General features: G+C 68.6%; 15 protein-coding genes. 8 read left to right on the top strand and 7 right to left on the bottom strand.

Annotated features, from left to right (window positions below; genetic code table 11):
- The first annotated feature begins 112 nt into the window (after positions 1-112).
- Positions 113-1,030 (top strand): LysR family transcriptional regulator, encoded by a 918-nt coding sequence (locus tag OHB41_RS45455; protein ID WP_266707510.1) that lies wholly within the window; start codon positions 113-115, stop codon positions 1,028-1,030.
- An 815-nt stretch (positions 1,031-1,845) separates the two neighbouring features.
- Here OHB41_RS45455 and OHB41_RS45450 read toward each other — a convergent pair.
- Positions 1,846-2,457, bottom strand: a complete 612-nt coding sequence (locus OHB41_RS45450) for a TetR/AcrR family transcriptional regulator (protein ID WP_266707508.1) — start codon at positions 2,455-2,457, stop codon at positions 1,846-1,848.
- A 144-nt stretch (positions 2,458-2,601) separates the two neighbouring features.
- Here OHB41_RS45450 and OHB41_RS45445 point away from each other — a divergent pair, with 144 nt between their 5' ends.
- Complete coding sequence (locus tag OHB41_RS45445; protein ID WP_266707506.1) at positions 2,602-3,336, top strand: SDR family NAD(P)-dependent oxidoreductase; 735 nt, start codon at positions 2,602-2,604, stop codon at positions 3,334-3,336.
- A 33-nt stretch (positions 3,337-3,369) separates the two neighbouring features.
- Complete coding sequence (locus OHB41_RS45440; protein WP_266707504.1) at positions 3,370-3,993, top strand: NADPH-dependent F420 reductase; 624 nt, start codon at positions 3,370-3,372, stop codon at positions 3,991-3,993.
- 103 nt (positions 3,994-4,096) lie between these two features.
- Here OHB41_RS45440 and OHB41_RS45435 read toward each other — a convergent pair whose 3' ends face one another.
- Entirely contained in the window at positions 4,097-4,360 is a 264-nt protein-coding gene (locus tag OHB41_RS45435; RefSeq protein WP_266708355.1) for a Tn3 family transposase, read from the bottom strand.
- Between OHB41_RS45435 and OHB41_RS45430 the strand changes: the two genes are divergently transcribed.
- Positions 4,313-4,441 carry a hypothetical protein gene (locus OHB41_RS45430; RefSeq protein ID WP_266707502.1) on the top strand — a complete coding sequence of 43 codons (129 nt, stop codon included), beginning with the start codon at positions 4,313-4,315 and terminating at the stop codon, positions 4,439-4,441. The genes OHB41_RS45435 and OHB41_RS45430 overlap by 48 nt on opposite strands.
- A gap of 54 nt (positions 4,442-4,495) precedes the next feature.
- Here OHB41_RS45430 and OHB41_RS45425 read toward each other — a convergent pair whose 3' ends face one another.
- Positions 4,496-4,915, bottom strand: coding sequence for a site-specific integrase (locus OHB41_RS45425; RefSeq protein ID WP_266707500.1), 420 nt, complete (start codon positions 4,913-4,915; stop codon positions 4,496-4,498).
- A 492-nt stretch (positions 4,916-5,407) separates the two neighbouring features.
- Between OHB41_RS45425 and OHB41_RS45420 the strand changes: the two genes are divergently transcribed.
- From OHB41_RS45420 to OHB41_RS45410, 3 genes are all read left to right on the top strand, one after another.
- Positions 5,408-5,812 (top strand): STAS domain-containing protein, encoded by a 405-nt coding sequence (locus OHB41_RS45420; RefSeq protein ID WP_266707498.1) that lies wholly within the window; start codon positions 5,408-5,410, stop codon positions 5,810-5,812.
- Between the two features lie 123 nt (positions 5,813-5,935).
- Positions 5,936-6,484, top strand: a complete 549-nt coding sequence (locus OHB41_RS45415) for a CGNR zinc finger domain-containing protein (protein WP_266707496.1) — start codon at positions 5,936-5,938, stop codon at positions 6,482-6,484.
- Positions 6,485-6,935: 451 nt separating this feature from the next.
- On the top strand, positions 6,936-7,601 hold the full coding sequence (locus OHB41_RS45410; RefSeq protein WP_266707494.1) for a nitroreductase family protein: 666 nt from the start codon (positions 6,936-6,938) through the stop codon (positions 7,599-7,601).
- Positions 7,602-8,199: 598 nt separating this feature from the next.
- Here OHB41_RS45410 and OHB41_RS45405 read toward each other — a convergent pair.
- Positions 8,200-9,303 carry a Gfo/Idh/MocA family protein gene (locus OHB41_RS45405; RefSeq protein ID WP_266707492.1) on the bottom strand — a complete coding sequence of 368 codons (1,104 nt, stop codon included), beginning with the start codon at positions 9,301-9,303 and terminating at the stop codon, positions 8,200-8,202.
- A 279-nt stretch (positions 9,304-9,582) separates the two neighbouring features.
- Positions 9,583-11,229: an alkaline phosphatase D family protein gene (locus OHB41_RS45400; RefSeq protein WP_266707490.1), complete on the bottom strand. Its 1,647-nt coding sequence runs from the start codon at positions 11,227-11,229 to the stop codon at positions 9,583-9,585.
- 377 nt (positions 11,230-11,606) lie between these two features.
- Here OHB41_RS45400 and OHB41_RS45395 point away from each other — a divergent pair, with 377 nt between their 5' ends.
- Positions 11,607-12,383 carry a DUF899 family protein gene (locus OHB41_RS45395; RefSeq protein WP_266707488.1) on the top strand — a complete coding sequence of 259 codons (777 nt, stop codon included), beginning with the start codon at positions 11,607-11,609 and terminating at the stop codon, positions 12,381-12,383.
- A gap of 250 nt (positions 12,384-12,633) precedes the next feature.
- Here the strand turns inward: OHB41_RS45395 and OHB41_RS45390 are convergent, their stop codons facing one another.
- Together OHB41_RS45390 and OHB41_RS45385 are read right to left on the bottom strand one after the other, a co-directional pair.
- On the bottom strand, positions 12,634-13,260 hold the full coding sequence (locus OHB41_RS45390; RefSeq protein WP_266707486.1) for an HIT family protein: 627 nt from the start codon (positions 13,258-13,260) through the stop codon (positions 12,634-12,636).
- Between the two features lie 143 nt (positions 13,261-13,403).
- Entirely contained in the window at positions 13,404-14,096 is a 693-nt protein-coding gene (locus OHB41_RS45385; RefSeq protein WP_266708353.1) for a DUF4142 domain-containing protein, read from the bottom strand.
- Positions 14,097-14,273 lie beyond the last annotated feature (177 nt).

Genomic DNA, 14,273 nt, shown 5'->3' with positions numbered 1-14,273 from the left:
AATTCGCTCGTACTACTAGGTATCTATTCAGGTTGCCATTGGCCTGAGTGGGCGTCCAAGACTTCTTTCAGTCGTGGTGATACCCTGGAGGCATCACCGACCGGGAGGGGTCATGGATCCGGACCTGGACCTGCGCAAACTGCGTTACTTCGTCGCTGTGGCCGACCGGTTGCATTTCGGTCGCGCCGCCGATGAGCTGCACATCGCGCAGCCGGTGCTCAGCCGGCAGATCCGTGCGCTCGAGCAGGATCTCGGCGCCTCGCTGTTCACCAGGGATCGCCACGGCGTGGAGTTGACAGATGCGGGCCGGCAACTGCTGGCCGACGCCGGTCCGCTGCTCGCCTCAACCCACGCGGTCCGCCGCCGGGTGTCCGCGGCCGCCGGCGGCAAACGGCGGCTGATGGTCGGTTTCCGGGCCGGCGTTGCAGTCACCCCGGCGGCCCGTGCGTTCGAGGACCGGCACCCGGACGTGGTCGTGGACGTGCAGCGGATCGAAGGCGACGACCAGGCTGCGATGCTGCTCGACGGCCGCATCGACGTCGGCTACGTGCGGCTGCCCATCGACGAGGCCGGCCTGCGCGTCACCCCGCTGTACACCGAGCCACGGGTAGCGGTACTGCCCGCCGGACACCGGTTTGCCGACAAGGAGGAGGTCACCGAGGCCGACCTGGCCGGCGAACCGCTGGTCTGGCAGGGTGACCCGAGTACGCAGCCCACCAAGCGCCCGCTCGCCAATGCCGGGTACCCGGTGCGCGGGGTGGACGAGACGCTCGAGCATGTGGCGGCCGGACGGGGCATCTCCTTCCTGGCCCGTTCGGCGTCCGTGTTCTACTCGCATCCGGACGTCGTCTATGTGCCCATCCCGGATCTGGCGCCCGACCAGGTGTGCCTCGCGGTGGCGGCATCGCACACCTCACCGGTAGTAGATGACTTCGTCACTGCGGCCCGGTCGACGGCTGAGATCACGGCAGAATGTGGGAACTACGAGATGTGGCAGCGTGGGGGCGATGCCGTCACGAGGCACGCTTGAGCAGTTCGACTGACCCCCGTTCATCATGCGCTGAAGAGTGACATGGCCTGACGGAGTGGTGCTGTTGCGGCTGACCTCTGAGCCGGTTCCGTTCTTCGGCAAGCCGTTGTCGGAGGGGCAGGGAAGCACCTGAGACCGACTGGAAGTACGTGCTGCGGACGCGGCCCCAAGTCGGCTGATCGCCCTGTCGTCGGAACGGAGCCGTTCACCGACGGTCTGCCGTTCATGGCGTCGAGAGTCGGTCTCTGGGATCCCGAACTCGATGGTGGGTTCCAGCCGGACGTGTTGGCTGCCCGCCTGTTGGCCTTCGTTTCGTGCTGGCGTGGGCCAGATGGGCCGCTCGCTGATGGTCAGCGTGAATGGCTCAGCCGGCTCGGTCCAGAAGTCAACGCCGTCCTGCCCCGCGAGGAGAGCGCCGCGGTGGAGTGGATGAGGGCGGTAGCAAGTCTCCGGCTCGTAGAGGTTCTGAAGATGCGGGTGGCCCGCCAGCGACGCTGGCGGGCCACCCGCATCTTCAGAACCCCCAGCCGCATACGAGTTTTGCATGCGCCGCCGCGTACGGACTCATGTGATCAGCCGTCTGTTCGAACGGGCGGCGCGTCAGCGCCCTGGGCCGGGATGACGGCCTCGAACTCCTGAAGCCTTCGGGGGGTGCCGGTCGCCCCGGCGGCTTCTGTCGCAGCCTTCAGCAGGCGGGCGGCCAGTTCCGGTAAAAGCCCGCAGGTCCGGGCCAGGTGCCGGACGGCTGGTGTCGCGTACCAGCGGGTGCAGCCGCGCGACCGGCAGCGCGTCCGGCCCGGCCGCGGAGTGCCAAGTCAACTCGACACTTCCTCCCGCCGCCGGTCGTCGCCGGCTGTGGCGGGGATGGCGTTGTCGATGAGGACGGCGGCGATGGCGGCGGCGGTGGGGAAGGCGTCGGCGTTGAGGACCCGGGTGCGTGCCGCGGCGCCGTCGATGAGCAGGGCAAGCTGCTCGCCGAGCTGTTCAGGGTCGGCGGCGCCGGCTTCGCGGGCGGTGTCGGCGAGCCGCGCGGCGACGGCTTTCTTGTAGTCGCGTGCGTACTGGGACGCGGGGTGCTCGGGGTCGTGGAGTTCGACGGCGGTGGCGATGTAGGGGCACAGGGGGGTGTTGGCGGGGATGTCGAAGGCGGCGAGGAGCCGTTCGCGCGGCGTGAGGTCGGGGCGGTCGAACACGCCGGACAGAACGGAGGGGTCGAACCGGCGCAGGTACTCGGCGACGAGTTCGTCCTTGCCGGTGAAGTGCTGGTAGGCCGTGCGCTTGGATACCTGGGCCGCCGCACAGAGCTGGTCCATGCCGGTGCGGTTGATGCCCTGCTCGCGGAACAGCTGCTGGGACGCGCTGATGATGCGCTCGCGGGCGCCTCTGCCGCGGCGGCGGCCCGTGGGGCCCTTCTCCAACTCCGTCATGGCTCCATCGTACCGCAGCTAGGTAACGACCGGTGTACATAGTTTGCGTCCCGGTCGCCCGCCCCGTACCTTAAGAAAACAGAGCGGTGTACATAACGTCATCGCCTCAGGTACACACGGCACCACCGACTCAAGGGAACGACCATGGGAAAGCTTGACGGCAAGGTCGCGGTCATCACCGGCGGCACCACCGGCATGGCGCTGGCCGGCGCGAAGCTGTTCGTCGACGAGGGAGCGCACGTCTTCATCACCGGCCGCCGCCAGGAGGCCCTGGACGAGGCCGTGCAGCAGATCGGCCGCAACGTCACCGGCGTCCAGGGAGACGCCGCCGACCTGGACGACCTGGACCGCCTGTACGACACCGTCAAGCGGGAGAAGGGCAGCCTCGACGTGCTGTGGGCCAGCGCGGGAGGCGGCGAGCCCGCCCCGCTCGGCGAGATCACCGAGGCTCAGTTCGACACCTGGTTCGGGCTCAACGCCCGCGGCACCCTGTTCACCGTCCAGAAGGCCCTCCCGCTCTTCAACGACGGCGGCTCCATCCTCATGACCGGCTCCAACGCCTCCCTCGGTGCCTTCCCCGGCTGGAGCGTCTACGCCGGCAGCAAGGCCGTCCAGCAGGCCTGGGCCCGAATCTGGCTCAACGAACTCAAGGACCGCCGCATCCGCGTCAACGTCCTGACCCCCGGCCAGGTCGCCACCGCCAAGCAGGCAGAACTCTTCGACGAGGCCACCAAGCGCCAGTTCGAGTCCCTCATCCCCCGCGGCCAGATGGGCCACCCCGACGAGATCGCCACCGCCGCCCTCTTCCTCGCCTCCGACGACTCCAGCTACGTCAACGGCATGGAACTCGTCGCCGACGGCGGCACCACCGCCATCTGAACCGAACAACCCACAACCAGGGCAGGACATCTCATGAGTAACATCAGCATCATCGGCACCGGGAACATGGCCCGCACCATCGGCGCGCGGGCGGTAGCGGGCGGCAACACCGTCGAGGTCATGGGCCGCGATCAGTCCAAGGCCGCGGACCTGGCCACGGCTCTCGGCAGCGGCACCACGACGGGAGAATGGGGCACCGCCCCGGCCGGGGACATCGTCATAGTGGCCCTGCTGTACGACGGCGTCGTGCCGGTAGTCGCCCAGTACGGCGACGCTCTCGCGGGCAAGGTCATCGTCGACATCAGCAACCCCTTCAACTCCACGTTCGACGGGCTGGCCCACCGCGAGGGGACCTCGATCGCGCAGGAAGTCGCCAAGGCCGCCCCGGCAAGCGCCAGCGTGGTGAAGGCGTTCAACACCATCTTCCGCCACGTCCTGGAGAAGGGTCGGCCCGACGTCTTCCTCGCCGGCGACAACGCGCGAGCCAAGGCGCGTGTCGAAGCGTTCATCGAGACCCTCGGGCTGCGCCCGCTGGACGTCGGCGGCCTGAAGATGGCGCACTGGCTGGAAGGAGCGGGCGTGGTCACGGTGGGCCTCGCCAACCACGGAGTGGGGAACCTGGACTTCGCCCTCAGCGTCACCGAACTTCCCGTCTGAGCAAACGGTTGACGGATTACCGAAAGGAGAGCGCCCGCCGCGCAGCCCGCCGCCGCGTCATGCCGACGGGCAGTAAGCGGCACCCAGGCCGTCCGAGGCAGGCCTACCTCCTGGTGATGTCGAGCCTGGGGGCCATATCGAGGTGAGATCTCCCGTACGGGTTGGCGTGGGACCGGAACAGCGGGGACAGCCCGCGCCGGTCTGCGGCGGTGAGCTTCCCGGCCCACCGCGGGTCGCGGAAGACCGCCTGGAGAAGCTGGGTGTTGATCAGGACCAGGCTGGATTGCGGGAGATGGAGTGCGAGCATGGAGACCTCGGCGTGGTCGCGGTCGGCGCCGGTGAGGACGCTCTCGCGGCCGTAGAAGATCTTGTCGTTGGTGGAGTTCCAGCTCGCGACGACCTGCGCCAGGAGATTCAGCAGATCGACGATACGGATCTGACCGCATGACCAGGTGGGGCCTCTCCAACGCTCCGGAGAGGCCCCACCGATATCCAGAACGTTTCAGGAGTTCGAGGCCGTGACCGGGGCGTGTACCGGTGGGGCTATTTCGCTGATGAGCATCTCCGGCGCGAGATCAACGGCGGACTGGAGTTCGCCGGTGTCGACCGCCTTCGCGCTGATCCGGCGGAGGTCGGCCAGGTGCAGGTAGAAGCCGTGGATCGCCGCCAGGGCGGGGGCGAGCGTGGAGTCCTGTGGGAGCTGCCCCCGGCCGCGGCCGCTCGTCAGCCAGGGCGTGGTCCTCAGCTTCGTCAGGTAGTGCGAGAGTTCGGCGGCCGCGTGTTCCGGCGACAGGTCGTGCTCGCCGCACCAGGCGTGGAAGCGCTTGAGGTGACCTGTGTACGTCTTCGTGGTCGATTCCGCGCGGGCCCGGCCGAAGCGCAGGTGATAGAGGAAGCCGTCCACGTCCCCGACGACCGTCAAGGTGGGCCCGGCAAGAACCGTCCAGATGTGAGAACCACGGTCTACGGGGCTCCCGGGAGCTCCGCGCTTCTGCGAATCGCGTCTGAGCATCGACTGACTCGTACCGTTCGCGGGCGGGCGGTCCAGTGAGGGGAGCCATCCACGCACTTTTTGATGTACTCGCGCACAGTCCCGACATCGGGTACTTCGTTGAGTGATTGAGCTGCTACATTCCGCTTTTGTTCACTGCGGACAGGCCGCCGAGATCCTGCGGGGCAAGGCCACTGACACGCTGGCCTACTGCGTCACTGTCCGTAGTCGGGGGCCTTTCGGTGCCTCTCTGAACACCTGTGGCGCAAACCGAATCCGCATCTCGGCCGCGAACACGATGACGCCACGGCCTGCGGGCTCGTATGGTGGACGAAGGGCGACATATACCGATACCAGCTGGCATCACGGAGGTGCGCGTCGCCGGGGGCTCCAGTCGTACCCGCCGCGGAGAAAGAGCCAGAGATGCGAACGAACATCATCCGCAACCGCGCCGTAGCCGTCAGCCACCACAGCCTCAACGGCTGGACCGTCTTCGAGGTCGACGGCGAAATCGATTTCCACACGGCCCCTCAAATACGCGAAGCGGCGATCGGCCTGCTCGATCAGGGGCACCGGAATTTCGTACTGGACCTGTGCTTCGTCCCCTTCCTCGACTCCACGGGACTGGGCGCCATCGTCGGGATCACCAAACGCGTCAAAGCCTGCCAGGGCTCCCTCCGCATCGCCTGCCCTTCGCCCCGGATACGCAGAGTCTTCGAGATCAACAGCCTGCAACCGATCTACGACTTCTACGACTCGCCTCAGGACGCCACCCAGCAGCCACCCACTCCGGACGGCCTCGCCCACTGGCCGCACCCCATAGTCTGAGGCACTCACAGGCCCAGAAGCCGCCCCTTCGGTCGCCGTGTGCGATCGTACGGTTTCGGTGGGTCGCGTCGGCGGCCGGGGTTGCGCGTTGCACATTTGGCTGTCACCGGTCAATATGGTGACGTGAACCATGCCTTTCCCTGCGGAACGCTTCCTCTCGACTTCGTCGGCACCCTGCGCGCGCGACGCAACGCGGTGCCCACGGAGAAGCTCGCCTCTCCCGGGCTGCTCGACGCGTGGTTCGTCGAGTCCGGGATGCTCGACGCGGAGCCCGGCGCGAACGACACGGACCTCAAAGCCGCCTTGGAACTCCGTGAGTTGATCTATGAACTGGTCGTGGTGCGCCTCGCGGGTGAGGAGCTGCCCGCGGCGGCGGTCGCCGCGTTGAACCAGCGAGCGGCCGGCATGCCAGTGGAGGTGCAGCTCGGCCCGCGCGGCGTGAGCCACACCGGGTCGGCCTCCCAGGGGCTTGCGGGCCTCGCGCGTGAGGCGGTCGAGATTCTCGGCGGTGATGAGGGGACGTTGCTGCGCGAGTGCGGGCGACCCGAGTGCACCCAGGTCTACCTCGACCGGTCGCGTGGTCACCGCAGGGAGTGGTGCGCGATGAAGACCTGCGGGAGCCGGGTCAAGTCGGCCGCTTATCGGGCGCGTCAGCGCAGTACGAAGAGCTGACGGGCCGGTCCGGGCAGCCGGTGCGGAGCCCCGGCCGTAGAGCGCATCGACGGCCTGGCGCCACCAGCGGCGCCACGCAGCCTCTGAGTCCGCCGCCGGCCCCTGCCCTGGTCGGACATCACGGACTGGAGATCGTCATCGCCGTGTGCCGCGGCCGACGTCCAGGCCCGTGGTGCCGTCCTGCGTGCCGACACCCTTCGCGAACCGGCGCGTCGGCGGGAGACCCGGTCAGGACCTTCGCCGCCCGCGGGGACAACCGTACGCTCCGGGCGCACCGGTCACCGGCGGGCACCGGGGATGTCGTCCAGGCCGACGAAGCCACCCTCCTGTCACCCCAGCCCAATCAACGACCCAACCGCCCGTCAGGAGACCGCCCTTGCCGGGTGACGGTCGACGCTGACCGCTGAATACGGTTGCGGTGGTCCGTTGTTGAGGGAGAGGGCGGGAGAACGTGAATGTGTACGAAGCCGTGGAAAGCCGCCGGGCCGTGCGGGCGTTCAGCGACGAGCCGGTACCCGTGGAGATACTCGAACGAGTGCTGTCCGCAGCCGCGCGAGCTCCGTCGAGCGGGAACCTCCAGCCGTGGCATGTGTACGTCGTGACCGGCGGTCCCTTGGCCGAACTGAAGAGGCGCGCGACGGACAGGGCGCTGGCCGGAGACCCGGGTGACGAGCGGGAGTACCCGATGTACCCGGCCGACTTGACGTCGCCGTATCTGGACCGCTTCACCGCCGCGGCCGCACAGCGTTACGCGACCCTGGGAATCGAGCGCGACGACCCCGAGAGGCCCAAAAAGATCGCCGCCCTGAACGCGGGGGCGTTCGGGGCACCAGTCGTACTGTTCTGCTATCTCGACCGCGCGATGGGGCCCGGACAGTGGGGGGACGCGGGGATGTACCTGCAGACGGTCATGCTGTTGCTACGGGCGGAAGGGCTGCACAGTTGTCCCCAGGTGATGTGGACGATGTTTCGCAAGACTGTCACCCAGGCAGTCGGAGCCGATGACGGACGCGCACTGTTCTGCGGTGTCGCAGTCGGGTTCGAGAAGGAAGGCGTGCCGCATCTGCGCACTGGGCGGGCGGACATGGCAGAAACAGTGAGCTTCATCGGGGTGTGACCGTCAGGCAGCGGAGATCCGCAGGAGGCGCACGACAGGACCGCGGTGGCCTTGGCGAAGGGAGATGTTGCCGCCCTGTTGTACGGGGCGAGCAGGCTGCTGGTCCGGCGTGCGCCACCGCGCGCGGCCGACTGGACATCCCCCTGGAGCCCGAACCGGAGATCCGGGGAAGTGGACGGCGGCTTCGACGAGGATCTCGTCGGCCGTCTCCACCAGGCGGAGAGGCGCCTCGACCAGGCGGAGAGGCGGATCGCTTCCGCGTTTCCCACGGTGGTCCCCGGTGGGCGCACGACGACAGCTGCGGCACCTCGCCGCGTCGTCGGACCGCCGGACACACCCGGTGCGAGGCCGGCCCTCCACCCCGCGACGCATCGCGTTCGGTGCCGCGCTGATCACCGAGGAGTACCGGACAGCCTCAGGCCCCTGACAGGTTTTTGACCAGGAGGAGACCTCTGCTGCTCGGCCGCGTGTCGCAGCAGCACGGACTTGACGCCGGGAACTCCGCCCGCGCCACGGGACGCCCCGTAAGAGGCCTACGTCCCCAGCGGGGAGCCCGGAGACGTCCAGCCGGTGCTCCGACCGCGCGCGGTCGGAGCGATCAGCGTGCCGCCCATGCCTCTACGGCGGTCGTCACCGGCGCGCCCGTACGCGCCGACTCTTCGACGGCCAACGCCAGCAGATGGTCCTGGCAGCCTTCGGCCAGCGGATACGGTTCGGGGCCGGCGTCCCGGACCCATGCCCCCGTGCGGCACAGCAGGTCCACGACGGCGAGATCGTCCTCGGACAAGCTCGCGCCCAGGTAGTCGTTGCGCCACACCACCCGTCCGTCGAACGAGATGTGGTGCACCTCCGCGCCTTCGAGATTGAGATCCGTCCCGGTTCGGCGACGTAGCAGCGGGGACTCCACGGGCGTGCGCGGATCGGCCATCCGTACCACCGTGTCGTCCACCATCTCGCCGAGCGAGCCGCGTACCACGATCCGGCGGGCGCGCAGCGGATTCCACCACTGGTTGTCCGTGAAGTCGTACAGGCCCGTGCGGGCCCCACCGAAGTCCAGGAAGGCGAGGGTGTTGACGGAGTCCTTGGGCGTGAGATCGTCCGACCAACCGGCGGGGGACAGCGGATCGGCGAGCGGGGCGGTGAAGGCCCGGGCGGTCACAGTGACGGGCCCGCAGGCGACACCCAGCGTGTGCCGGATCAGCGACATCGCGTGATACATGTGCGTCGAGGACACTTGGACGGACGTGACCCGGCCGATCACGCCCTCGCGTACGAGTGCCGTGCGAGCGGCGTGGCCGGGCATCAGGGTGTACTGTTCCGCGACCTGGACGAGTCCGCCGCCCCCGGCGCGTGTCGCGCCCCCCACGGCATCCCACAACTCCCGAAGGCCGCGTACGTCGGGCGCCGGCGGAGTCTCGGCGAGGACCGGCACCGCACGCTCGACGAGTTCCTGTACGACCTGCGGCGTGATCTCCCACGGCACCGACGGGATGACGAACTCGGGTTCAGCGGCGCACAGTTCGCTGACCGTCCGGAAGGCGGGTACACCCCACTCCGCCTCCAGTCGGGCAACGCGCTCGGCCGAACGTGTCACCACGCCGGCCACCGCCAGCCGCTCGGGCAGCAGCCTCGCCAGTCGGGCGAAGAACTCGGCCCGCCAGCCACTGCCCACGATGCCGAACCGTATGGGTGCTGTCCTCACGTGTCCGTCCCTCCCCACGTCCGCGGCCGAGTCTAGCCCGGCGACCTCTGCCACGCGCCACCATGGCCGGCGCCTGACCAGGGAGTGCGGGACCAGCACGCGGCTTGCTCACGCGGTCTGTGAGCAGTGTGGGCACGGCGGTGGCGATCCGCTTGCCCGCTCGGGCCTCGCCGGAGTCGGGTTCGGTGGTTGTATCCGCTGGCGGGGCTGACCGGGTCACGGCAAGAGCCCCGGGAACCCCCCCCGGGGTCTCGCCACGTACCGCGACCTGTCGGAGGATCAGGCGGGCGTGAGTCCCGGGTTGCCGGCCTCGGTGACGAAGGAGGCGGCCGTGGTGATGGGGGCGCCCGGCGTGGTCACCGCGGAGACCGTCTTGAAGTCGGCGCGCGCCGTGTCCTCGCCGAGAGTCACCAAGGCATAGCCGCGGCGGCCGTTGTAGAACTTCAGATGCGGGTTGGCCTGCATGTAGGTGGCCCAGTTGGACGGCTTGTCGGAGCCGTCCTTGCCGCTGGTGATCGAACTGGTGACGATCTCGGTGCCGAGGGTCTTCGAGGCCGGGTCGTCGAAGTCCTTCTTGATGTCGAAGCCGTAGTGGACGTGTACGTCGCCGGTGAGGACGACGAGGTTGTCCCGGCCGGCGGACTCCCAGCCGTCGAGGAGGCGCTGCCGGGAAGCCGGGTAGCCGTCCCAGGAGTCCATGGAGACCTTGAAGTCCGGTGTCGTGCGGTCCTTGCGCTGGGCGAAGGTGACCTGCTGGGGAACGACGTTCCAGGTGGCCTTCGAGGTGCGCCAGCCGTCGATGAGCCAGCGCTCCTGGGTGGCGCCCGTCAACGTGCGGGCCGGGTCCTGCGACTCAGGTCCCGGGACCTGCCAGCCGTCGCCGTACGCCTGGTCGGAGCGGTACTGGCGGGTGTCGAGGATGTCGAACTGGGCGAGCCGCCCGAACTGCAGACGCCGGTAGAGCTGAGCGTCGGGGCCGTGCGGGAGCTGCCGCCGTCGCAGGGGCTGGTTCTCCCAGTACGCGCGGTAGGCGGAGGCCCGCCGCAGCAGGAACTCCTCCGGGGGCACAGTGTTCTCGGGGGTGTCGTCCGCGTAGTTGTTCTCCGTCTCGTGGTCGTCCCAGGTGACCACGAACGGGTGTGCCGCGTGGGCCGCCATCAGGTCGGGGTCGGACTTGTAGAGGGCGTACCTGAGCCGGTAGTCCTCCAGCGTGAGGGTCTCCCGGTTGAAGATCTCGGGCAGGACGCGGTCGGTGTAGGCACGGGCGCCCCCGGTCGCGGTCACCGCGTACTCGTAGAGGTAGTCACCGAGGTGGAAGACCGCGTCGAGGTCCTCGTCGGCGAGGTGGCGGTAGGCGGTGAAGTAGCCGTCGTGGTACGCCTGGCAGGACACCGCGGCCAGGCGCAGCTCGGTCAGCCGGGCGCCCTTCGACGGGGCGGTGCGGGTACGGCCCACGGGGCTGACCCACTGGCCCACGCGGAAGCGGTAGTAGAGGACGCGGTCGGCGTCCAGGCCGTCCACCTCGACGTGCACGGCATGGTTGTACTCCGGGTGCGCGTCGACGCTGCCGCGCTTGGTGACGTGGGTGAAGCGCTCGTCGTGGGCGAGTTCCCAGCGGACCTTGAAACGCTTCTGGGGCAGGCCGCTGCCGCTCTCGTAGGGGCGGGGGGCGAGCCGGGTCCACAGCAGCACCGAATCGGGCATCGGGTCACCCGAGGCCACGCCCAGCGTGAAGGGGTTCTCGGTGATCTGCACGGCGCTCGCCTCGGCCGCCGCGGCGGTGCCGCCGAGCGGGATGTCCGCGGCGAAGGCCAGCGTCGCCGCCGCCCCGGTGACGGTCAGGAAGCGGCGTCTGTCCAAGTGCCGTGCGGCGTGGCGCAGTTCGGCGGAGTGCCCGGACGGGGAAACTGATGCGGAAGGCTGCATGTGTGTGCGCAATCCCTGACGTGCGGAGTACGGCCGTGAGGCCCGGTCGGTGGTGCCAGGGCATTGCAGTGGTGCAGGGCGGCGCGCAGTTGCCGGATGGTTGGCGCGTCCATGTCCGGCGGATGACTGTTGATCTTCCCCTTCGTCCCGAGGCCTGCTCTTCACGGTTCCCGCACGGAACCGCCGTTCCCCGGGGGGTTGTTCGACGCGGTGCGGACCGTCGCCGACGACATCCACAGCAGGGTCTTTCCGTTCTGTTCCACCTGTCGTCCGGCGTGCCGATGTCGGCGGGAGGGTCGTGAACTGGCTGCGGACGCCAGGCCGCCCGCCTCGGACCCCGCCGATGAGTTTCCGTCGGCTGCCGGGTCAGTACGGGCATGACTGCTACGAACAAGCCGCCGGTCGTCTCCCGCTCGGAGTGGCTGGCCGCACACGACGCCCTCCGCGCCCGGGAGAAGGCGCACACCTGGGAGGGCGATGCGATCGCCGCCGCACGGCGACGGCTGCCCATGACCGAGGTCGACCCGTCGACCCCGCTTGTCGGAGGCAACGGAAGGGTTTCCCTGATCGACGTCTTCGACGGCCGTACCCAGCTGTTCGCGTCGTACCACATGTGGCACGACGGCCGCCCCGCCGCCGACCAGTGCGAGGGCTGCACCTTCTTCACCGGCCAGGTCCGCGAACTGTCCTATCTGCACCAGCGTGACGTCACTTTCGCCGCCTTCTGCCAGGGACCCTACGAGGAGTCCGAACGCTACCGGCGCTTCATGGGCTGGGAGATGCCGTGGTACTCCGTACCCGCCGAGTCCCGCGAACGGCTCCTCACCGGCCGTCACTTCGGCATGAAGGCGTGCTACCTCCGCGACGGGGACCGCGTCTACGAGACGTACTGGACCACCGGCCGCGGGGTCGAGCCCATGACGCCCTCCTACGGCATCCTCGACATGACCCTCTACGGACGACAGGAGGTCTGGGAGGACTCCCCGGAAGGCTGGCCGCAGCCGTACGAGACCCGCGGCCAGCAGTTCCGCAGGAACGGACGGCCGACCGCGCAATGGACACGGATCGCTGCCGGGCACGAGGACGACCTTTACGGCGGACAGTCCAGCACGGGCAGCTCGGGCGGCACGGGCAGCTCGGACTGCTGCGGCTGAGACCGGGCCCGACAGCCGGCGGAACCACCGTCGGAAGACCGCGGTGGGCACAGCACCTGTGCCCACCGCGCTCCGCCCTCACTCGATCCCCCCTCTCTGGGAAGGGGGACCACCGGGGGAGGAGCAATTCCCGCCGGTTGCGGGCCTCTTACGACGGCTTCCGTGAATCCCCAGGTCAGGGCTTCAACGAACAGGACCGTACGTCAGCGCAATAAGGGTCGAGGCCGAGGGTTGGCGTCCCGTCGTTGGATCAGTCGTGCCGCGATCCGCTGGTGGCCGAGCGACGGCCCCCGATGGAGGTGACCAACGCGTCCGCCACGATCGCCGCATCGGTCTCTGCGACGTCCGCCGGGTATTCCGGCAGCAGGTCGTCCCAGACGGGCATCCATGATCCGTACAGCTGGGTCTGTCCCTCGGGCCTGGCGAAGAACCAGATGTGCAGGTGTGCGCCTCCGTCTCCGATGCGGTAGACGTGGGCTCGCGAGATGTGTGGCAGCGCCTGCACATGGCGGACGATGTGAGTGGACAGGACCCCCAACTCGGCTGCCAGCTCATCGGGCAGGTCAGCCATGTCATGGTGCTCACGCGGATGCAGCATGAGCACCAGCGGTACACCGACTCCCGGGATCCGGGTGAGCCGCCAACTGTCGTTGAACCAGATCCCGTCGTCTCGGGCACGGCACGCCGCGCAGTTCGCCGGGTCCTCGCCGTGGCGCGGAGGCTCGGGCAGAACCGGAGGGCGCAGCGCCGCGACGCGCAATCCCTCCGGTTCGAACGGGCTGATGTCCCACCCTGTCATGCGCGCGAGCGGGAGCCGACGCTCACCGTCTGCGGCGGCGAGCGCGTGGTCGTAGAACTCGTCAGGTCGCAAGGCCATGGTCCGAAGGTTAGTTCGGCCTCGACTCCCGGGGCGGCCCGGGGTGGCGGGGATCACCGACGTGCGGGTGATGCCGGATGCGGGCTGGTGAGCCGCTCCGGCAGCACCGCGACGGCGGTCGCATCAGCCGGACCCTGCGCCGTTCAGGAGGCGCTCAGATCCAGCGGTGTGGAAGTCGGGTTGGGCGGCGGGGCGAGAACGACCTGGGGCTGACCTGGCACCGGATTCGGCGGGGTCATGTCGGACTTGGGCAGCTTGGGCGGGGTGGTCTGGTTGAAGACCGTGGTGTCGAAGTCGACGAGTCCGGTCTTCTCCATCACGGTGATGTGGTCGAGCACCGTGTCGTTCGCCTGATTGGCCAGGGCGCGGATCAGCGTGTTCTTGGTGGTAGAACGGACCTTGGCGATCGTGTTGAAGATCGAGCCGTGGGTCATGCGAAGGATGTTGGCGAAGTCGACGTCGAACTGCCGCCCCGATTCCCCCTTCAGCTGAGTGACGAAGCCCTCCTGTTGAGGACTCGCCACGTTGGGCAGCGTGATGTTCAGCATCGGTGCGATCTTGCGGCAACTCGTGTCCAGGGCGGCGTGCCCGTCGACGAGGTGCTGGCTCGCGGTCTTGACGGCTTTGCTCTGTCCCTTCTGCAGGCCGATCTGGCCGAGCGGGTGCTCCCACAGGCCGGCCGCGCGCACCTTGACCACGAAGTCCCGTTCGCCTTCTGTCAGCGGTCCCCACTGTGTGTTTGCGATGACCCGGTCGGGGGTGGTCGACACAGTGTCCAGGCCGAGCATCGCTGGGTATGCGAGGGCGCAGAGGGTCAGGGCTAGAGCACCGCCCACAAAAAGTGTTCCGATCACATTTCCCGAACGCTGCACCGTTCCTCCTGTCTGTCGACATGTCCGTCGATCTGTCGTTGCCTGGTGGGGGCGGACGAAGAGGAATACGCACGGGGAGCCGCTAGCACTCAGCGGACCTGGTGAAACCTGAGGCTCCGAAAGTCCTGCTTCCCGGCCGTC

This window comes from Streptomyces sp. NBC_01571 (genome assembly GCF_026339875.1).
Classification (GTDB): Bacteria; Actinomycetota; Actinomycetes; order Streptomycetales; family Streptomycetaceae; genus Streptomyces.
This window is presented reverse-complemented; position numbering and strand designations above follow the sequence as displayed.